Source organism: Kitasatospora sp. NPDC005751, assembly GCF_040630835.1.
Lineage (GTDB): Bacteria > Actinomycetota > Actinomycetes > Streptomycetales > Streptomycetaceae > Kitasatospora.
On record NZ_JBEXYC010000023.1, the window covers coordinates 1 to 18,430 of the forward strand.

At 73.9% G+C, this 18,430-nt stretch carries 21 protein-coding genes; 17 read left to right on the forward strand and 4 right to left on the reverse strand.

Annotated features, from left to right (window positions below; genetic code table 11):
* The first annotated feature begins 224 nt into the window (after nt 1-224).
* Entirely contained in the window at nt 225-1,136 is a 912-nt protein-coding gene (locus tag ABZ497_RS21050; protein WP_329486199.1) for a LysR family transcriptional regulator, read from the forward strand.
* A gap of 83 nt (nt 1,137-1,219) precedes the next feature.
* On the opposite strand, the gene ABZ497_RS21055 is transcribed toward ABZ497_RS21050, so the two are convergent.
* The 3 genes from ABZ497_RS21055 to ABZ497_RS21065 form a co-directional block, all read right to left on the reverse strand.
* Entirely contained in the window at nt 1,220-1,615 is a 396-nt protein-coding gene (locus tag ABZ497_RS21055) for a CBS domain-containing protein (RefSeq protein WP_359807320.1), read from the reverse strand.
* 145 nt (nt 1,616-1,760) lie between these two features.
* Nucleotides 1,761-3,371 (reverse strand): DEAD/DEAH box helicase, encoded by a 1,611-nt coding sequence (locus ABZ497_RS21060; RefSeq protein WP_359807322.1) that lies wholly within the window; start codon nt 3,369-3,371, stop codon nt 1,761-1,763.
* A gap of 360 nt (nt 3,372-3,731) precedes the next feature.
* Entirely contained in the window at nt 3,732-3,935 is a 204-nt protein-coding gene (locus ABZ497_RS21065) for a cold-shock protein (protein ID WP_030918248.1), read from the reverse strand.
* Nucleotides 3,936-4,449: 514 nt separating this feature from the next.
* Between ABZ497_RS21065 and ABZ497_RS21070 the strand changes: the two genes are divergently transcribed.
* Complete coding sequence (locus ABZ497_RS21070) at nt 4,450-4,677, forward strand: hypothetical protein (RefSeq protein WP_329486196.1); 228 nt, start codon at nt 4,450-4,452, stop codon at nt 4,675-4,677.
* A 204-nt stretch (nt 4,678-4,881) separates the two neighbouring features.
* On the opposite strand, the gene ABZ497_RS21075 is transcribed toward ABZ497_RS21070, so the two are convergent.
* Nucleotides 4,882-5,436, reverse strand: coding sequence for a GNAT family N-acetyltransferase (locus ABZ497_RS21075; protein WP_329486195.1), 555 nt, complete (start codon nt 5,434-5,436; stop codon nt 4,882-4,884).
* Nucleotides 5,437-5,534: 98 nt separating this feature from the next.
* On the opposite strand from ABZ497_RS21075, the gene ABZ497_RS21080 reads away from it, so the two are divergent.
* The 15 genes from ABZ497_RS21080 to ABZ497_RS21150 all read left to right on the forward strand — a co-directional run bounded on the left by ABZ497_RS21080 (nt 5,535) and on the right by ABZ497_RS21150 (nt 18,331).
* A complete protein-coding gene (locus tag ABZ497_RS21080) occupies nt 5,535-5,936 on the forward strand; it encodes a hypothetical protein (protein WP_359807326.1) in 402 nt (133 codons plus the stop codon).
* A gap of 88 nt (nt 5,937-6,024) precedes the next feature.
* Nucleotides 6,025-6,732, forward strand: coding sequence for an alpha/beta hydrolase (locus ABZ497_RS21085; RefSeq protein ID WP_359807329.1), 708 nt, complete (start codon nt 6,025-6,027; stop codon nt 6,730-6,732).
* A gap of 26 nt (nt 6,733-6,758) precedes the next feature.
* Complete coding sequence (locus tag ABZ497_RS21090; protein ID WP_359807332.1) at nt 6,759-7,019, forward strand: hypothetical protein; 261 nt, start codon at nt 6,759-6,761, stop codon at nt 7,017-7,019.
* A 179-nt stretch (nt 7,020-7,198) separates the two neighbouring features.
* On the forward strand, nt 7,199-8,146 hold the full coding sequence (locus ABZ497_RS21095) for a Gfo/Idh/MocA family oxidoreductase (protein WP_329486190.1): 948 nt from the start codon (nt 7,199-7,201) through the stop codon (nt 8,144-8,146).
* 70 nt (nt 8,147-8,216) lie between these two features.
* Nucleotides 8,217-8,915 (forward strand): hypothetical protein, encoded by a 699-nt coding sequence (locus ABZ497_RS21100; protein WP_359807334.1) that lies wholly within the window; start codon nt 8,217-8,219, stop codon nt 8,913-8,915.
* 136 nt (nt 8,916-9,051) lie between these two features.
* Nucleotides 9,052-9,249, forward strand: a complete 198-nt coding sequence (locus tag ABZ497_RS21105) for a hypothetical protein (RefSeq protein WP_352294825.1) — start codon at nt 9,052-9,054, stop codon at nt 9,247-9,249.
* A gap of 189 nt (nt 9,250-9,438) precedes the next feature.
* Complete coding sequence (locus ABZ497_RS21110) at nt 9,439-10,182, forward strand: GNAT family N-acetyltransferase (protein WP_329486186.1); 744 nt, start codon at nt 9,439-9,441, stop codon at nt 10,180-10,182.
* An 85-nt stretch (nt 10,183-10,267) separates the two neighbouring features.
* A complete protein-coding gene (locus tag ABZ497_RS21115; protein WP_359807337.1) occupies nt 10,268-11,179 on the forward strand; it encodes a glutathione S-transferase C-terminal domain-containing protein in 912 nt (303 codons plus the stop codon).
* 608 nt (nt 11,180-11,787) lie between these two features.
* The gene (locus tag ABZ497_RS21120) at nt 11,788-12,843 is read left to right on the forward strand and encodes a hydrogenase expression protein HypE (RefSeq protein ID WP_352294821.1); all 1,056 of its coding nucleotides are present in this window, start codon (nt 11,788-11,790) and stop codon (nt 12,841-12,843) included.
* An 81-nt stretch (nt 12,844-12,924) separates the two neighbouring features.
* Nucleotides 12,925-14,709 carry a nickel-dependent hydrogenase large subunit gene (locus ABZ497_RS21125; RefSeq protein ID WP_329486183.1) on the forward strand — a complete coding sequence of 595 codons (1,785 nt, stop codon included), beginning with the start codon at nt 12,925-12,927 and terminating at the stop codon, nt 14,707-14,709.
* Nucleotides 14,706-15,173, forward strand: a complete 468-nt coding sequence (locus ABZ497_RS21130) for a thioredoxin (RefSeq protein ID WP_359807341.1) — start codon at nt 14,706-14,708, stop codon at nt 15,171-15,173. Before ABZ497_RS21125 ends, ABZ497_RS21130 begins: the two co-directional genes overlap by 4 nt.
* Nucleotides 15,170-15,820, forward strand: a complete 651-nt coding sequence (locus ABZ497_RS21135; protein WP_329486181.1) for a DUF5947 family protein — start codon at nt 15,170-15,172, stop codon at nt 15,818-15,820. Before ABZ497_RS21130 ends, ABZ497_RS21135 begins: the two co-directional genes overlap by 4 nt.
* The gene (locus tag ABZ497_RS21140) at nt 15,817-16,461 is read left to right on the forward strand and encodes a DUF6084 family protein (protein WP_359807342.1); all 645 of its coding nucleotides are present in this window, start codon (nt 15,817-15,819) and stop codon (nt 16,459-16,461) included. The genes ABZ497_RS21135 and ABZ497_RS21140 overlap by 4 nt, the downstream gene beginning before the upstream one ends.
* Nucleotides 16,458-17,828 carry a hypothetical protein gene (locus ABZ497_RS21145; RefSeq protein WP_329486179.1) on the forward strand — a complete coding sequence of 457 codons (1,371 nt, stop codon included), beginning with the start codon at nt 16,458-16,460 and terminating at the stop codon, nt 17,826-17,828. Before ABZ497_RS21140 ends, ABZ497_RS21145 begins: the two co-directional genes overlap by 4 nt.
* Nucleotides 17,825-18,331: a hydrogenase maturation protease gene (locus tag ABZ497_RS21150; RefSeq protein WP_329486178.1), complete on the forward strand. Its 507-nt coding sequence runs from the start codon at nt 17,825-17,827 to the stop codon at nt 18,329-18,331. The genes ABZ497_RS21145 and ABZ497_RS21150 overlap by 4 nt, the downstream gene beginning before the upstream one ends.
* Nucleotides 18,332-18,430: the final 99 nt, after the last annotated feature.

Consider the following 18,430-nt stretch of genomic DNA (forward strand, 5'->3'; position numbering starts at 1 on the left):
CGCGGCACCGCCGCCGTGCCCTGGGGGCGCCCCTCCCCCACTCTATCACATGGCCCCACCCCCCCCCCCCTGCTGTGGGACGTCGGCCCGGCCGACGTCCCACTCCCGTTCGCGGTTTCGGCGGACCCGCCCGCCCACGGCGCCGCCCGCTGTTCCGCCCGCTGCGCCGCCGGACGTCCCCCCGGTGGCTCCGGCACCCCGCGGCACGCTGGCAGAATTGGCGTGTGATCGACGCACGACGGCTGCGGACCCTGCGGGCCGTGGCGGACCACCGCACGGTGACCGCCGCGGCGGCCGCCCTCTACCTCACCCCCTCGGCGGTGTCCCAGCAGCTGGCCGCGCTGGAGCAGGAGACCGGCCACCACCTGCTCGCCCGCGAGGGCCGGGGGGTGCGGCTCACCGCCGCCGGGGAGATCCTGCTCGGCCACGCCGACGCCGTCCTCGCCCAGCTGGAACGGGCCGAGGCCGATCTCGCCGCCTACAGCGCCGGTGTGGCCGGTGAGGTCACCGTGGCCTCCTTCGCCACCGGGATCTCCCTGGTGCTGGCGCCCGCCATCGGGACCCTCGCCGCCCGGGCGCCCGGCGTCCGCCTCAAGGTGCTGGACGCGGAGGGCGACGCCAGCCTGCCGATGGTCCTGGAGGGGCGGGCCGACCTGGCCGTGGCCGTCGAGTACCGGGGGGCGCCGCGGGCCGACGACGCCCGGCTCACCCGGGTGCCGCTGTACGCCGAACCGTTCGAGGCGGTGCTGCCGCTCGGCCATCCGCTGGCCGCCGGGGAGGGGCCGATCGCCGTCGCGGACCTGGCCGCCGAGCCGTGGATCGGGCCCTACCCGGGCAATCCCTGCCACGACGTGGTGCTGCTGGCCTGCGAGCACGCCGGGTTCCAGCCGCGTCTGGTGCACTCCTCGGACGACTTCCGCGCCGTCGTGGCGCTGGCCTCGGCCGGTGCGGGGGTGGCGCTGGTGCCCCGGTCCGCCCTGCTCGGGGTGGATCTCGGACGGGTCGCGGTGCGGCCGGTGGACAGCGCGCTCGCCACCCGCCGGGTCTTCGCCGCCGTCCGGGCCGGCGCCGACGGCCACCCGTTGATCCGCCCGGTGCTGGAGGCCCTCACCGAGGTGGCCGCCGCCACCGGCTGACCGCGTCCGGGGCGGCGGCTCCGGAAACCACCGGGACCCCGCCTCCCCCGGTGGGCCGGGGGAGGCGGGGTCCCGGGTGGGACTCAGATGCTGAGCAGACCGATGACGTGCCCGTCGTCGTCCACGACCGGCCAGGTGTCCAGACCGCGGGCGCGCATGGTGGCCGCCGCGGTGGCGGCCGGCATCCCGGCGGTGGCGAACGGCGCGCGGTCGTGCTTCACCGCCCGCACCGGGGTGCGCTCGGTGTACCAGGAGCGGGCCCGGAACGGCGCGAGGTGCAGACGGGTCAGCAGCCCGGCGCAGCGGCCCTCCTCGTCGCGGACCAGGGCGTGCGGGGCGCCGGAGCTGAGCAGGATGTCCAGCGCGGTGTCGACCATGACGTCGTCACTGATCTGCAGCTCGGGTCGGGTCATCACGTCCCCGACCGTGGTCAGGGCGTCGGCGGCGAAGTCGACGGGGTGTTCGAGGGCCATGGTCATGGGGCTCCTTCGGGTCGGTCCACCGGTGACGGCGGCGATCAGGGAGGTGCTCGACGGTGCTGCCGCGGCTGGGCCCGGCCCGCGGATGCCCGGCCGGATCCGGCCGGTCCCGCCGTCGCGCGGCGGGACCGACCGGACGCGGGGCCTACGCGGCCAGGTCGACGCGCCGCGGCCCGCCACGGCGGGCGCCGCCGGTGCCGCCGCCCTGGCCGCGGCCGCCGGTGCCGCCGCCCTGCTGGCCGCGGCCGGCCGAGGTGGGGCGGCTGCGGCGGTTGCGACCGCCCGAGGCGCTGCGCCGGGGCCGCTCGACCACGGGGTCGGCGATCACCACGGGCACGCCGGTGGGCACGCGGGCGCCGGTGATGCGGGCCAGCTCGTCATCGGTGGAGTGGACCCGGGTGGACTCGGGGGTGATGCCGGCGGTGGCCATCATCCGGGCCGTCTCGCGGCGCTGGTTGGGCAGGACGAGCGTCACGACGGTGCCGGACTCGCCCGCCCGGGCGGTGCGGCCGCCGCGGTGCAGGTAGTCCTTGTGGTCGGTCGGCGGGTCCAGGTTGACGACCAGGTCGAGGCCGTCGACGTGGATGCCGCGGGCCGCGACGTTGGTCGCGATCAGCGCGGTGACCTGGCCGTTGCGGAACTGCTGGAGGGTGCGGGTGCGCTGGGGCTGGGACTTCCCGCCGTGCAGCGCGGCAGCCTTCACCCCGCTGGCGAGCAGCTCGTCCACCAGCCGGTCGGCGCCGTGCTTGGTGTCGGTGAACATGATCACGCCGCCCTCGCGCGAGGCGATGTGGGCGATCGTGGCGTTCTTGTCGCCGTTCTGCACGTGCAGGACGTGGTGCTCCATGGTGCTGACCGCGGCGGCGGACGGGTCCACCGAGTGGGTGACCGGGTCCTTGAGGAAGCGGCGCACCAGGCGGTCGACGTTGCGGTCCAGGGTGGCGGAGAACAGCATCGTCTGGCTGTCGGCCTCGACCTGGTCGAGCAGCTCGATGACCTGCGGCAGGAAGCCCATGTCGGCCATCTGGTCGGCCTCGTCGAGGACGGTGATCCCGACGCTGTCGAGCCGGCAGGCGCCACGCTGGATCAGGTCCTTGAGGCGGCCGGGAGTGGCCACGACGACCTCCGCCCCCCGGCCCAGGATCTGGGCCTGGCGGCCGATCGAGACCCCGCCGACCACGGTGGCGAGCCGCAGCCGCACCGAGTGGGCGTAGGGGGTGAGCGCCTCGGTGACCTGCTGCGCGAGCTCACGGGTGGGCACCAGGACGAGAGCCAGCGGCTGGCCCGGCTCGGCCTGCCGGCCGGCGATGCGGGCCAGCAGCGCGAGGCCGAAGGCGATGGTCTTGCCGGAGCCGGTCCGGCCGCGGCCGAGGACGTCCCGGCCCGCCAGCGAGTTCGGCAGCGTCGCGGCCTGGATCGGGAACGGCGAGGTGACGCCCTGGCGGGTGAGCGTCGAGAGCAGGGCCTTCGGCATGTCGAGCTGGTCGAAGGTCTCGACGGCCGGCAGGGCCGGGGTGGTGCTGACCGGCATCGCGAACTCGCCCTGCACGGAGGAGCTCTGGCGCCGCCTCGGACCGCCGCCCGAGCGGGAGCCGTACGAGGAGCCGCCCCCGCCGGAACGGGAGCCGTAGGAGCCGCCGCCACCACCCGAGCGGGAGCCGTACGAGGAACCGCCCCCGCCGGAACGGGAGCCGTACGAGCCGCCGCCGGAGCGGGACTCGGAATTCTGGTACGAGGAGCGACTGGAGCGATTCATCTGGAGACCTTCCTCAAGGTGGCACGTCACGAGGAAGGCTCCGCGCCCACGGGTAATCCGGGCGGAGGCTGCAAGGAACGGGCCGGAACTGGCGGAGCGTGGACGGTGAAACCGTGCGGCACGTCACCTACGGTCGGCGCTCACCGCGCGGGCGGGAGCGAAGAACCTCGAACCGTGAGTCATCACGGCGGGGCGCCGACCCGGACGCGGCGCGGAGCAGCTCGCGTGGGGAAGGCCGCCGGTGGCGGAGCCGGGAATGAAGCCCGGGCAGCGGTGGGTCCTGCGAAAAAGCCGAGGGGCCCGCACCAGGCATGAACGCGGTGCGGGCCCCTCGCTGCCGGGCGGGTGCCGTGGCAGAAACTACAGCGGACGAATGTTCTCGGCCTGCGGGCCCTTCTGGCCCTGCGTGACGTCGAACTCGACCTTCTGGCCCTCGAGCAGCTCACGGAAGCCGTTGGCGTTGATGTTCGAGTAGTGGGCGAAGACGTCGGGGCCGCCACCCTCCTGCTCGATGAAGCCGAAGCCCTTTTCCGCGTTGAACCACTTCACAGTGCCATTAGCCATAAAGAAATCTCCTTCAAGGGGCTGTCCGGAGCTCGCACGGTGCGTGCTCCGAGATGCCGCGATGATGACCCACCCGGGGAAGAGCCGGGAAACAAAAATGCGCCTGCGAGACCTCAGCAGGCCCACACAAAGTTCATGGGAACCACTACTGCAACTCATTCGACTCTAGCAGGCCGGGGGTCTCCGTGGTGGAGGGATTCACCCCCGGCGGCTCCGGGGCCCCGCCCGGGGCCGGCTGTCGCGGCGGCGGAAGCAGCGCCAACCGGTCGACCGCCCGGCGGAGTTGGCGTCCCGCTGCGCGGGGCCGGCCGGGCCTGCGAATCGCTCGAAAGAGCGGCGGGCACAGGTGTCCTGCCCGCCCCCGCCGACGCGGTTCGCGCCGGTGGCGGACCGTCCGCGGCCGCGAAATTCCGTCGGCGCGGTGGTGAACCGCACCATACGGATTCCGGTTATGTGCGAATTCGAGACCTTCCGGAGGGCCCGCTGGGGCGAGTTCCGGCGCATACTGGGGGAGATGACGAAATCAGCAGCAGTCCGGCGTACTCTGCCCACCAGCCCCTTCAAGGCCCGGGTCGAAGCTCCTCTCAAACGGTTCGCCGTCGGCGACAGGGTCACCCACGACACGTACGGCCTCGGCCGGGCCATCGCCGTCGAGGGCGGCGGTGACATCGCGGTACTGGTCGACTTCGGTTCACGGCAGGAACGGATCACCCAGCCGTACACCGCCATGTTCAAGCTCTGATCCGCGGTTCGACCTCCACCCGGGGCGCCCCGGGGCCGTGCGGCCCCGGGGGCGCGGTGCTGTCCCGCCGCACCGGCCCGGCACCCGTGCCGCCGTGGAGTTCTGGCGGCCGGCCCGTCCGTCTGTCTTAGCGGCGCCGGGCACTCCCTCCGTGCTCCGGCCGCGCTGTCTCCGCCGCCCCGGTCGCCCGTCCGGTGCGGCCGGTCACAGCCCTGTCCGCGCCCGGGTCAGCCGCCAGACCTTGTCCACCCCGGTCTGCGCGGGCGCCAGGCGCTCGGCGGGCCGGCAGAGGTGCTCGGCGAAGCCGAGGCGCGCCGGTACGGCGCCGCTCGCCCGGTTCGCCGGGTCGTGGACGATCTCGACGTGGTCGACGCCGGGCAGCAGGAACGCCTCGTCGACCAGGGCCCGGACGGCTCTGGTGGCCAGGCCGCGGCCGGTGGCGGCGGGGTGCAGCCAGTAGCCGATCTCCAGGCCGTCGCCCGGCAGGCCCTCGCGGCGGAACAGCTGGCAGGCGCCGACGATGCCCCGCTCCGTCACCATCGCGTAGGTGAACGCGGCGCCGCTCTCCCACTGCTCGGCGCGGCCGGCCAGGAAGGCACGGGTGGCGTCGGGGCTGTGCGTGGCGACCCAGGGCATCCACGGGCGGAGGTGCTCCAGGGACTCCTCGATGACCCGGAAGAGCTCGGGAAGGTCCGCCTCGCCGTCGAAGCGGCGCAGCGTGAGGTCGTCGAGCGTGATCGACTCGGGCGGAGTGGTCATGCCGAGAGCCTCGCCCACCAGCCGTCCCGGTCACAACCGGATTCTCCTGTCGGGGAGGCCCGGAGCGGGGGCGGAGCGAGGCCGACTCGCGGACGACCGTGCGCAAGCCCAGCACGTTCCGGGTGGCGGGCACCTGGTCGGGCTCGTTCACCGACCGGGCGACCAGGGCGGCGAGTTCCTCCCCGCCCGGCAGGGCCGGATGGCCGGTGGTCGGCCTCGGGCGGCCCGGCATGATCGTCTTCTCCGTGGTCAACGGACTGGCCTTCGGCCGCTTCACGGCCGTCGACACCGCGCCGGTCACCATGGTGCTGCCCGAGGCGGAGGACGCCGCCCGGGACATCGGCGGGCTCGACATCGCCAACGCCTGTCCGCGGATCCTGGTGCACTTCGTCGCCTCCGTCGTGCCCGGCCTCGGCGGCCGCACTCCGCTGTTCCTGCTCGGCGCGGCCCTCGCCGGGCTCGGCACCCTCGCGCTGAAGCCGGTCCGCGGTGTTCGCTGAGTACGCCGGCACCTCCCGGCACACCCACGACGTCCACCCGACCGAGTACGTCCGCCCACCCGAACGTTCCCAGAAAGGTCTCCATCTCGTGAAGTTGCACACCCAGGAGTGGGGTTCCGGCGACCGCGTCGCCCTGCTGGTGCACGGCATCATGTCCGACCACCGCACCTGGCGGCGGGTCGGCCCGGCCCTGGCCGCGCGCGGATACCGCGTCATCGCCGTCGACCAGCGCGGCCACGGCCGGAGCCCGCGCGGTACCGGCGGGAGCCCGCAGGAGCGGTACGCCCTGGAGGCCTACGCCGAGGACCTCGTCGAGACCCTGCCGGCCGGCGCGGAGCTGGCCGTCGGCCACTCGCTCGGCGGCATCAGCCTGCTGGGCGCGGTGGAGCGGCTGAAGCCGGCCCGCGCCGTGTACGTCGACCCGGCCTGGCAGTTCGCCCGGATCGAGGGCGCCGACCCGCGGATGTTCGTGGAGTTCCGGCACGCCACCCGGGAGCAGATCGCCGGGTTCAACCCCCGCTGGGAGGCCGCCGACGTGGACGTCGAACTCGCCACCCTCGCGGCCTGGGACGAGGAGTCCGCGCTCGCCCTGTCCGGCCAGGAGTGCGGCCTGCCGGCCGCACCGGCCGTGCCCTCGCTGGTGCTCCTGGCCGACCGGAGCTTCCTGGTGAGCGCCGAGGACGCCGGACTGCTGCGCGCCCGGGGCTTCGAGGTGCGCACCGTGCCCGGCGCCGGCCACACCGTCCACCGGGACGATCACGACGGTTTCCTGGCCGGGCTCGACGGCTGGATCTGAACCATGACGAGGACGAGGAGTTCGCCGTGACCGCCGGCGCCCGGCGCGCGGCCGCCGTCGGGGCCGCCCTCGCGCGACTGGACCTCACCGCCGAGGCCGCCCTGCTGAGCGGGGCCGACCTGTGGTCGCTGCCCGCCGGCGAGGCGGTCGGCCTCGGCCGGCTGACCGCCCGGGTGAGCACCCCGCTGCGGCGGTGCGGACCCGGGACACCGCCGCGCGCGCCCGGGCGGCCCGCCCCGGCGGGTCCACCGTCCCGGCCGGCCGCCACATGGCGGAGCGCCCGCTGACGCGGGCGCTCGACGTCGGCTGAGCGGGGGACGGTGGGGCCCCGGCCACCGGTCGGGGCCCCACCGCGCCGGCACCGCCGCACGCGTCCGTCGGGTGCGCCGGGCCACCCCGCCGGCCGCCGGGGGAGCGACGAGTAGGGTGGGCCGGGCCGATGATCGTCCGGACCACTGGAGCACCGATGAGCCTGACCTCCGCCCCCGACGCTCTCCTCCCCGTCGGGGTGATCGGGCTCGGCGACATCGCCCAGAAGGCCTACCTCCCGGTCCTCGGCACGCTGCCCGGCCTCGACCTGCGCCTGATGACCCGGGACCGGGCCAAGCTGGACCGGATCGGCGAGGCCCACCGGATCGCGCCCGAGCACCGGTTCACCGACCTCGGCGCGCTGATCGGCAGCGGCATCCGGGCCGCCTTCGTGCACGCCGCCACCGACCAGCACGTCCCGATCGTCGAGCAGCTGCTGACGGCCGGGGTCGACGTCTACGTGGACAAGCCGCTCGACCAGACCCTGGACGGGTCCCGTCGGCTGGTCGACCTCGCCGACCGCACGGGCCGCTCGCTGATGGTCGGTTTCAACCGCCGCTACGCGCCCGGCTACGTGCAGGCGAAGGAGCGGCCGCGCGACCTGATCGTCCTGCAGAAGAACCGCGAGGGCCTGCCCGAGGCGCCCCGCTCGATGGTCTTCGACGACTTCATCCACGTGGTGGACCTGCTGCGCTTCCTGGCGCCCGGGGAGATCGAGCAGGTCGACGTCCGCTCCCGGGTGCGCGACGGCCTCGTCGAGCACGTCGTCCTCACCCTCTCCGGTGAGGGCTTCACCGCCCTGGGCATCATGAACCGCGTCTCCGGCTCCACCGAGGAGATCCTCCAGGTCTCCGGCGGGGACTCCAAGCGCGAGGTCCACAACCTCGCCGACGTGATCGACCACCGCGGCCAGCCCACGATCCGCCGTCGCGGCGACTGGGTCCCGGTGGCCCGCCAGCGCGGCATCGAGCAGGTCGTCCTCGCCTTCCTCGACGCCGTCCGGACCGGAAAGACGATCGACGCCCACGACGCCCTGCGCACCCATGAGCTCTGCGAGCTGATCGTCGGGCGCCTGGAGGGAACGGCGACGGCCGCCACCCGGTAGGAGCCGCCCCGCCCCGGCCCCGGCTGGTGAGCCTGCGGCCGCGATCCGGGCCGCGAGGTGACAATGGGGCATGCCCTCCAGCCCCCACCCGACGGATCCGCGGCGGGTGACGCCGGACCGGGCCGCGGTGAGCGGCGAGCACTGGTGGCCGGTGGTGCTGGCGGTCGCGGTCGTCGCGATGCTCCACGTGACGCTGCCGGCCCGCTACCGGGTCGACCCCGCCTGGGTGCTGCCAGTCGCCGTGGGCTCGTTGCTGGCGGTGCTGATCATCGGCGACCCGGGCCGGATCGACCGGCAGAAGGCCTGGCTCCGGGTCGTCACCCAGCTGCTGATCGGCGCCATCACGGTGGCCAACGTGTTCGCGGGCGTCCGTCTGGTGGTGGACATCCTGACCGACAACAAGCTGTTCGCGAACAACGCCGTCGGGCTGCTGGCGACCGGCGGCGTGGTCTGGGTGACGAACGTGGTGGCCTTCGCGCTCTGGTACTGGAGCCTGGACCGCGGCGGCGCCGCCGCCCGCGCCCACCGGCCCTTCGCGAACCCGGCGTTCGTGTTCCCCGAGATGCAGTACCCGGACCACGCGCCGGCCGCCTGGGTGCCGCGGTTCGCCGACTACCTGACGCTCTCCTTCTGGACCGCCACGGCCTTCAGCCCCACCGACGTCTCGGCGGTCAGACGGTGGGCCAAGCTGCTGATGATGGCGCAGGCGGCGACCTCCCTCGCGCTGGGCGCCCTGGTCGTCGCCCGGGCGATCAACATCCTGCAGTGAACGCGCTGTGAGCACGGTGCGACGGCACTGTTTCGGCCCGGCGTCGGCGGCCGGCGATTCGGGATTGCCCCTGGTCCCGGGCCGGTCGAGCGGTACTGTGGACCTTCACGGTTGCCGGACGCGAAACGGACGGGCGATGCACGCACGCCAACTGCGGGGCGGGCGGGTGGTCTTCGGACACCCGCTGCGGCCGCGCGCGGCGTTCCGCCCGCAGGCCGGAGCCCACGCGGCCGCCGGCACCCGGACCGTCGGCATCCGGCCCGGTGGTGCCCGGCTGGTGCGGCGCCGCTGGATCGACGGGGTCGGCTCCCCGACCGGCCTCTGTCGCCCGTAACCGCCCGTAACCGCCCGTAATCGCCCGTCGTCACGCGTGCCCGGCGCCCCGGTGTGCCCGGCAGCCCCGCTCCGCCGTGGCCCGTCCCGGCTGCCCGGCCTCCCGGCAGCCGCCCGAGGTCCTGCCCCCGGCCGGCGACGCCCCGGGCCGAAGCGACCGAGAAGACCGAGATCGAGGAACGGCTCCCGCATGCCCCAGTACCCCGTGCTCATCCCCGACGACGCCCCGGACACCGCCGAGCGGCGCCACCCCCTGGACAACCCCGCCCGCGCCGCCCTGCTCGGCCCGCACGCCCACCTGGCCGAGCGAAGCGGTGAGGTGCTGCGCTACCCGGCCGACGTGTCGCCGTTCGTCGCCCTCCCCGACCGGCCCGACCGGGAGACCTGGCGGGATGTCGCGGCGCTGTACGGCCCGGGCGCCGTCGTCGCCGCCACCGGCTCCCCGGACGCCGTACCGGCCGACTGGGAGATCCTGCTGCGGGGCCGGGGCGTCCAGCTGGTGGACGACGGCGTCCGGGCCCGGCCCGACGAGGAGGCCGTCCGGCTGGGCCCCGCCGACGTACCGGAGATGCTGGCGCTGGTGGAGCACGCCCGGCCCGGCCCGTTCCTGCCCCGGACCATCGAACTCGGCGGCTACCTGGGCATCCGCCGCGGCGGCGCGCTGGTCGCGATGGCGGGGGAGCGCCTGCGCCCGCCGGGCTGGACCGAGATCAGCGCCGTCTGCACGGCCGAGTCCCACCGGGGCCGGGGGCTCGGCTCCCGGCTGGTCCGGGCGGTCGCGGCCGGGATCCGTGAGCGGGGCGACACGCCGTTCCTGCACACCTCCGCCGAGAACACCACCGCGATCCGGCTCTACGAGTCGCTGGGGTTCCGGCTGCGCCGGCACGTCACCTTCCTGGGCCTGCGGACGCCCGGCGGGGGCCCGGGCGCGTGACGAAGCCCAGGTGCCCCGCCTCCGCACCGAGACCACCCGCCGAGCCGCACCGTTCCACCTTTCCGAGGAGTCCGAGGAGTTCGATGTGAGTCAGAACGTGCCCTACGCCAGCCCCGCCGACACCGCCGTCCACGGCGAGTACCGGATCACCAGGGCTCCCGGCGACGAGCGCCCGCTGTACCGCTTCACCGGGCGGATCACCGCCGACGGGAGCAGCGGCTTCGCCGCCGAGCCCGGCCGCTACCACATCTACGCCGGCTGGTTCTGCCCCTGGGCGCAGCGCACTACCATCCAGCGCGCTCTCAACGGGCTGGAGGACGTCGTCTCGGTCTCCTACGTCGACGGCCGCCGTGACGGCCGCGGCTGGGCCTTCCGGGAGACCTACGGGCCGGACCCGGTGAACGGGTTCACCCTGCTGCGCGACGCGTACGAGCGGACCGAGCCCGGTTTCGACGGGCACATCTCGGTGCCGACGCTCTGGGACCGCCGGACCGGTCGGGTGGTCAGCAACGACTTCCGGACCATAGGCATCGACCTGGCGACCCAGTTCGGCCGGTGGAGCAACGGCGCCGACACCTACCCGGAGGACCTCCGGGCCGAGATCGACGCGCTGGACGCCCGGCTGGGCCCGGCTGTGAACCACGGCGCGGGCGCGGCGGCCGGCACCGGGGACGCCGCGCTCGCGGCCCGCGCCGTGCTGCTGGAGACCTTCGCGGAGCTGGACGACCGGCTGGCCACCAGCCGCTACCTGCTGGGCGACCGGCTGACCGAGGCCGATGTGCGGCTCTGGGTGACGCTGGTGCGCTACGACGTCGGGCCCAACCACGCGCGCGCGGTGAACCCCGGTCTGACCGCGTACCCGCACCTGTGGGCCTACGCCCGCGATCTCTACCAGCGGAAGCCGTTCACCGGCACCACGGACTTCGCCGCCTTCACCGAGCCGGGCGCGAGCGTCCCGGACTGGCACGCCCCGGTGGAGCGTCCGCTTCCCGCCTGAGTCCGGCGGCCCGGGGCCGCGGACCCGAACGGCCGGTGCACCGGGAACCATCCCCGGTGCACCGGCCGTTCCGTCTGTGGTGGGCGCCGCTGACCAGGGCGCCGACCGGTCGCGGAGGCGCGGCGGCGGCGCCCTGACGGGCCGTCGGTCGACCTCCGGACGTCCGCCCGGTAGCGGTACGTGGATATGACATGTACGCTGCGTATCGCTGGTTGTACAGCATGCGGGCCTGGCCGCCGCTCCGTGGGGGGAGTCACGTCCAGGCCCGGTCGCCGGCCGGGGCCTCGGTTGCGCTCGTGGGGGAGCTTCAACCGGGGCCCTTCGGCGGGCTACTGACGGTATGCCCGCTCGGGGCCTGGTTCAGTCATGTCAAATTCGCCGGTGCCGCCCCGATGCCGGGGCGCGGCCGCCCGGACGGCCTCCGGCCCGCTCCGCGCCGCCCTCCATGCCGCCCGCAGGGGTGACCGCCCGGCTGCTCCGAACGGCCCTCCCGGCTTGCGCTCCGTCCGGGTGCTCGCCCGGCCCTGCGGACCGGCGGCCCGCCGCAACCGCTGCTATGACTGGTTTGAGCCTTTTTGTCCGGCTCCCAGTTCCGAGGAGGCATCCTCATGGGTGCTGCAGCAACGAGCGCCACCGACGCTGACGTGGTGCACATTCTCTGGATCAACGCGGGCCTGAGCTGCGACGGTGACTCGGTCTCCCTGACCGCGGCCATGCAGCCGAGCATCGAGGAGATCGTCACCGGCGCGCTGCCGGGCCTGCCGAAGATCGCCGTCCACTGGCCGCTGATCGACTTCGAGTGCGGGCCGGTCCAGGGCGCGGACAACTTCGTGGAGTGGTTCTTCAAGGCGGACCGCGGGGAACTCGACCCGTTCGTCCTGGTCGTCGAGGGATCCATCCCGAACGAGAGCATCAAGGAGGAGGGCTACTGGTGCGGTTTCGGCGACGATCCGCGGACCGGTCAGCCGATCACCACCAGTGAGTGGCTGGACCGGCTCGCGCCCAAGGCCACGGCGGTCGTCGCGATCGGCACCTGCGCCACCTACGGCGGCATCCACGCCATGGCCGGCAACCCGACCGGTGCCATGGGCGTCCCCGACTACCTGGGCTGGGACTGGAAGTCCAAGGCCGGCCTGCCCATCGTCTGCGTGCCGGGCTGCCCCATCCAGCCCGACAACTTCTCCGAGACCCTGACCTACCTGCTCTACCAGCTGGCCGGCTCCGCGCCGATGATCCCGCTGGACGACAAGCTGCGCCCGACCTGGCTGTTCGGCGCCACCGTGCACGAGGGCTGCGACCGCGGCGGCTACTACGAGCAGGGCCAGTTCGCCACCGAGTACGGCACCCCGGAGTGCCTGGTGCGGCTGGGCTGTTGGGGCCCGGTCGTCAAGTGCAACGTCACCAAGCGCGGCTGGATCAACGGCATCGGCGGCTGTCCCAACGTGGGCGGCATCTGCATCGCCTGCACGATGCCCGGCTTCCCGGACAAGTTCATGCCCTTCATGGACCCGCCGCCGGGCTCGCACATCTCGGCCAACGCCAGCTCCGCGTACGGCGCGGTGATCCGGCGACTGCGCTCGATCACCATGAAGACCCTCGACAAGGAACCGAAGTGGCGCCACCCGGGGCGCACGCTGACGACCGGTTACCGCACACCGCGGTGACCAGGCGGGCCGCCGCACTCCCGTGCGGCGGCCCGCTCCGCCGCTGACCCTCCCCGCTTCCAGAAGGGCACGACAGACACGATGGCACCGACGACGAAGGCAGCCGGCGACGGCAGCGGCCTGGTGGAGATGTCCTGGGACCCGATCACCCGGATCGTGGGCAGCCTCGGCATCCACACGAAGATCGACTTCAAGCAGAAGAAGGTGGCGGAGTGCTACAGCACCTCGTCGGTCTTCCGCGGCTACAGCGTCTTCATGCGGGGCAAGGATCCGCGCGACGCGCACTTCATCACCAGCCGCATCTGCGGCATCTGCGGCGACAACCACGCCACCTGCTCCGTCTACGCGCAGAACATGGCGTACGGGGTGAAGCCGCCGCACCTCGGTGAGTGGATCATCAACCTCGGCGAGGCCGCCGAGTACATGTTCGACCACAACATCTTCCAGGAGAACCTGGTCGGGGTGGACTACTGCGAGAAGATGGTCCGCGAGACCAACCCCGGCGTCCTGGAGCTGGCCGAGCGCACCGCGGCCCCGCACGCCGGCGACCACGGGTACCGGACGATCGCCGACATCATGCGCTCGCTCAACCCGATCGAGGGCGAGTTCTACCGCGAGGCGCTGCAGGTCAGCCGCTACACCCGGGAGATGTTCTGCCTGATGGAGGGCCGCCACGTGCACCCCTCCACGCTCTACCCGGGCGGCGTCGGCACGGTGGCGACGGTCCAGCTCTTCACCGACTACCTGACCCGGCTGATGCGGTACGTGGAGTTCATGAAGAAGGTCGTGCCGCTCCATGACGACCTCTTCGACTTCTTCTACGAGGCGCTGCCCGGCTACGAGGAGGTCGGCCGGCGCCGCATCCTGCTCGGCTGCTGGGGGAGCCTCAACGACCCGGACCACTGCGACTTCACGTACCGGAACATGACCGACTGGGGCCGGAAGATGTTCGTCACCCCGGGCGTGGTCGTCGACGGCAAGCTGGTCACCAACGACCTGACCGAGATCAACCTCGGCATCCGCATCCTGCTCGGCAGCTCCTACTACGAGGACTGGGAAGGCAAGGAGCTCTTCGTCACCCACGACCCGCTGGGCAACCCGGTCGACCCCAGGCACCCCTGGAACCAGCACACCGTCCCCGCGCCGCAGAAGCGCGACTTCGACGACAAGTACAGCTGGGTGATGTCCCCCCGCTGGTTCGACGGCAAGGACCACCTCGCGCTCGACACCGGCGGCGGCCCGATCGCCCGCCTCTGGTCCACCGCGCTCTCCGGGCTGGTCGACATCGGCTACATCAAGGCCACCGGCCACAGCGTGCAGATCAACCTGCCGCGCTCGATGACCAAGCCGGAGACCACCTTCGAGTGGAAGATCCCGCGCTGGAGCAACGCCATCGAGCGCAACCGCGCCCGGACGTACTTCCAGGCCTACGCGGCCGCGGCGGCCCTGCACTTCGCGGAGAAGGCCCTCGCCGAGGTCCGGGCCGGGCGCAGCCAGACCTGGGAGCGCTTCGAGGTGCCGGACGAGTCGATCGGCTGCGGCTTCACCGAGGCCGTGCGCGGCGTGCTGTCGCACCACATGGTGATCCGCGACGGCAAGATCGCCAACTACCACCCGTACCCGCCGACGCCGTGGAACGCCAGCGTCCGCGACAGCTACGGCACGCCCGGCCCGTACGAGGACGCGGTGCAGAACACGCCGATCTTCGAGGAGAACTCGCCGGAGAACTTCAAGGGCATCGACATCATGCGGGCCGTGCGCAGCTTCGACCCCTGTCTGCCCTGCGGCGTCCACATGTACGTCGGCGGCGGCCGGACCGTGCAGAAGATGCACGTCCCCACGGGACTGAGCGGGCTCACCGCATGACGGCGGAGGAGACCGGGCTGCGGATCCAGGAGGCGCTGGACCAGCTGGCCGGCGGCGACGGGCAGGGGGCCGGCGAGCAGCTGGTCCGCGAGCTGATGGCCTTCTACGGGGACGGCCTCACCCGGCTCGTCCGGGCCCTGCCGCCGCGGACGCTGCGGCAGCTGCTGGACGACCAGGCGGTGGCCGGGCTGCTCGTCCTGCACGACCTGCACCCCGAGGACGTCACCGCCCGGATCGCCCGCGCGCTCGCCGCGCTGCCCGAGCCGGTCGAACTGCTCGGCTTCGACCCCGCGACCGGCACGCTGCGGCTGCGCCGGACCAGGAGCGGCTGCGGCTGCGGGGAGCAGGACGTCGAGGCCGTGCTGGCCTGTCACGCCCCCGAGGTGACGGCCGTGGAGCTGGAACGCGCGCCGCAGCTGCTGCAGATCGGCACCCGGCCGCCGGCCTCGGCGGAGGTGCGGTGAGCGCCCGTCAGCTCTCCCGCCCCGGCGCCGCCCTGCTGCGCCGGCTGCGCGAGCCCGCACCCCCGCAGCCGGAGCGCTGCACCTTCTGCGGCCAGCAGCTCCCGCGGGAGCACCGGCACCTGGTGGACACCGAGGAGCAGTCCCTCACCTGTGTCTGCACGGCCTGCGGGCTGCTGTTCCAGCAGCCCGGCGCGGCCGGCGGCCGCTACCGCGGCGTGCCCGACCGCTACCTCGCCGAGCCGGACCACCGGTTCGGCGAGGAGCAGTGGGCGGCGCTCGGCATCCCGGTCGAGACGGCGTTCCTGTTCCGCAACGCCCGGCAGGACCGGCTGGTGCTGCTCTACCCCGGCCCGGGCGGTGCGACCGAGAGCGAACCGGACGAGGCCGACTGGCGGGCCGCGCTCGGCGCGAGCCGGCTCGCCGCCGAACTGGAGCCCGACGTCGAGGCGTTGCTGCTGCGGCACCCGGCGGCGAGCCCGGTCCAGTGCTTCCTGGTGCCGATCGACGTCTGCTACGAGCTGGTCGGCCGGCTGCGGCGGTGCTGGAAGGGCTTCGACGGCGGGGCCGAGGCCCGGGCCGAACTCGACGCCTTCTTCGCCCGGGTGGCCGCCCGGGCCCGCGCGCTCCAACCGGAGGGGGCCTCGTGACCGCGCTGTCCTTCGCCTGCACCGGCGTGCGGCCCGACCCCCACGCGGCCGGACCGACGCTGGTCCTGCGGCTGCGGATCACCGCCCCCGAAGGGACCAGGGTGCACGCCCTGGCGCTCCGCTGCCAGCTGCGGATCGAACCCGCGCGGCGCTCCTACGGCGAGGCCGAGGGCGAGCGGCTGGCCGACCTGTTCGGCGAGCGCTCCCGCTGGGGCGGCACGCTGCACCCGGTGCAGTTCGCCCAGGTGCCGCTGCTGGTGCCCGGCTTCACCGGGGAGACCGAGGTGGACCTGCCCGTCCCGTGCACCTACGACATGGACGTGGCCTCCGCCCGCTACCTCGCGGCGCTGGACGGCGGCGACGTCCCGCTGCTGCTGCTCTTCTCCGGCACCGCGTTCACCGGCCCGGGCGGCTTCCAGGTGGCCCCGGTGCACTGGGACCGGGAGGCGACGGTGCGGATGCCCGTGCGGGTGTGGCGGGAGATGATCGAGCAGCACTTCCCGGGCTGCGGGTGGCTGCGGCTGCCGGCCGAACTGATGGCGGAACTGCTCGCCTACCGCTCCCGGCGGGCCCTGCCGTCCTGGGACGCGACCGTGCGCGAGCTGCTCGACGCGGTCCGGACCGAGGAGGTCGCCCGGTGAACGCGAACGCCTTCACGGCCGAGACCGAGAGCCGGTTCGCGCAGGCCCGGCAGATCGCCGACGCCGTCCTCTTCGAGGGCTACGTGCTCTACCCCTACCGGGCCTCGGCGGCCAAGAACCGGCTGCGCTGGCAGTTCGGCGTCCTCGTCCCGCCCGGCTACGGCGAGGACAGCGGTGAGCACTCCCACCAGCGCACCGAGTGCCTGATCGAGCCGCGCCCCGGCGACCGGCTGGCGGTGGAGCTGCGGTTCCTCCGCGCTCAGCGGCGGACCGTCCAGCGCGCCACCCCGGGCGGCGGCTTCGAGCCGGTCGACGAGCTGGAGCTGGCCGACCGGGTGCTCGTCCCGTGGGACGAGGGCGTCGAGGAGCGCGTGGAACTCGTCCTCCCCGTCGACGAGCTGGCCGGAGACGGGATCGTCCGGCCGTTCCGGCTGCCGGCCTGCGAGGAGATGGAACTGCTCCGCGAGGACGGCGTGACGGTCGGCCGGCTGCTGCGCCGGCGCGAACAGGCCGACGGCCTCCTGCGGCTGACCGCCCGGGACGTCCCCGGACCGTACGAGGTGCGCAGGCTCGCGGTCGTGGTGGAGAACACCGCGCCGTGGCAGCCCGGGCCGGGCGACCGGCGGGAGGCGGCGCTGCCCCGCGCGCTGGTCTCGGCACACCTGCTGCTCGGCCTCGACCGGGGCACCTTCCTGTCGGTGACCGACCCGCCCGAATGGGCGAAGGCGGCCGTGGCCGAGTGCCGCAACGAGCACACCTGGCCCGTGCTGGCCGGCCCGCCCGGGCGCGACCAGGTGCTGCTCTCCTCGCCGATCATCCTGGAGGACCATCCGCTGGTCGCCCCGGAGAGCCTCGGCGCGCTCTACGACGCGACCGAGATCGACGAGATCCTCGCCCTGCGGACGGCGGCGCTGACCGAGCGCGAGAAGCGCGAGGCCCGGGGCACGGACGAGCGGGCGGGCGCCGTGATCGACCTCGCCGAGTCGATGCCCCCGGAGGTCCTGGAGCGGCTGCACGGCGCCGTCCGGGGCCTGCGCGAGATCACCGGGTCCACCGCCGAGCAGCCCTGGTGGGACCCTGGCAACGACCCGGAGGTGGACCCGGACCGGGACCGGGTGGTGGTCGACGGCCGCGAGGTCGGGGCCGGCAGCCGCGTCCTGCTCCGGCCCGGCCGGCGGCGCACCGACGCCCAGGACCTCTTCCTGCACGGGCGGACCGCCGTGGTCGAGGCCGTGCTGCACGACGTCGACGGCTCGGTGCACCTCGCCGTCACGGTCGAGGACGACCCGGGCGCGGACCTGTGGCGCGCCCAGGGCCGGTTCCGGTACTTCCAGCCCGACGAGGTCACCCCGCTGGAGGACTCGTGAGCACGGGCCGGGTGCTGGTGGCCGGGGTGGGCAACATCTTCCTCGGTGACGACGGGTTCGGAGTGGAGACGGTCCGGCGGCTGGCCGGGCACCCGCTGCCGGCCGACGTCGAGCTGGTGGACATCGGGGTGCGCGGAGTGCACCTGGCCTACCAGCTGCTGGACGGCTACCGGACGCTCGTGCTGGTCGACGCCACCGCGCGCGGAGGCGAGCCGGGCACGGTGTACCTGATCGAGGCGGACGCCGGCCCGGTGGAGGCGCCCGTCATGGACGGGCACCGGATGGGGCCGGACGCCGTGCTCGCGCTGCTCGCCACGCTGGCCGCCGGGACGGGCGGATCCGCGCCCGAACGGGTGCTCGTGGTGGGGTGCGAGCCGGAGTCGCTGGAGGAGGGCATCGGGCTCAGTGCCCCGGTGGCCGCAGCCGTCGAGGAGGCGGTCGAAGTGGTCCTGCGGATCGTCGGATCGGACGCGCAGGCGCAGAGAGAGGCGTCACCATGCTGAAGAACCTGCTGTGCGCGGCCGTCGCGGCCGCGGTCGTGACCCTGGTCTGGCAGAGCCTGCCCGACCTGAAGCGCTACCTGCGGATCCTGCGGATGTGAG

Excerpts from the sequence above, each read along its gene's own strand:
- ABZ497_RS21130 (WP_359807341.1), top strand. The coding sequence starts at position 14,706 with ATGACGGCGGAGGAGACCGGGCTGCGGATCCAGGAGGCGCTGGACCAG.
- ABZ497_RS21070 (WP_329486196.1), top strand. The coding sequence starts at position 4,450 with ATGACGAAATCAGCAGCAGTCCGGCGTACTCTGCCCACCAGCCCCTTC.
- ABZ497_RS21075 (WP_329486195.1), bottom strand. The coding sequence starts at position 5,436 with ATGACCACTCCGCCCGAGTCGATCACGCTCGACGACCTCACGCTGCGC.
- ABZ497_RS21065 (WP_030918248.1), bottom strand. The coding sequence starts at position 3,935 with ATGGCTAATGGCACTGTGAAGTGGTTCAACGCGGAAAAGGGCTTCGGC.
- ABZ497_RS21060 (WP_359807322.1), bottom strand. The coding sequence starts at position 3,371 with ATGAATCGCTCCAGTCGCTCCTCGTACCAGAATTCCGAGTCCCGCTCC.
- ABZ497_RS21095 (WP_329486190.1), top strand. The coding sequence starts at position 7,199 with ATGAGCCTGACCTCCGCCCCCGACGCTCTCCTCCCCGTCGGGGTGATC.
- ABZ497_RS21120 (WP_352294821.1), top strand. The coding sequence starts at position 11,788 with ATGGGTGCTGCAGCAACGAGCGCCACCGACGCTGACGTGGTGCACATT.
- ABZ497_RS21100 (WP_359807334.1), top strand. The coding sequence starts at position 8,217 with ATGCCCTCCAGCCCCCACCCGACGGATCCGCGGCGGGTGACGCCGGAC.
- ABZ497_RS21105 (WP_352294825.1), top strand. The coding sequence starts at position 9,052 with ATGCACGCACGCCAACTGCGGGGCGGGCGGGTGGTCTTCGGACACCCG.
- ABZ497_RS21125 (WP_329486183.1), top strand. The coding sequence starts at position 12,925 with ATGGCACCGACGACGAAGGCAGCCGGCGACGGCAGCGGCCTGGTGGAG.
- ABZ497_RS21110 (WP_329486186.1), top strand. The coding sequence starts at position 9,439 with ATGCCCCAGTACCCCGTGCTCATCCCCGACGACGCCCCGGACACCGCC.
- ABZ497_RS21055 (WP_359807320.1), bottom strand. The coding sequence starts at position 1,615 with ATGACCATGGCCCTCGAACACCCCGTCGACTTCGCCGCCGACGCCCTG.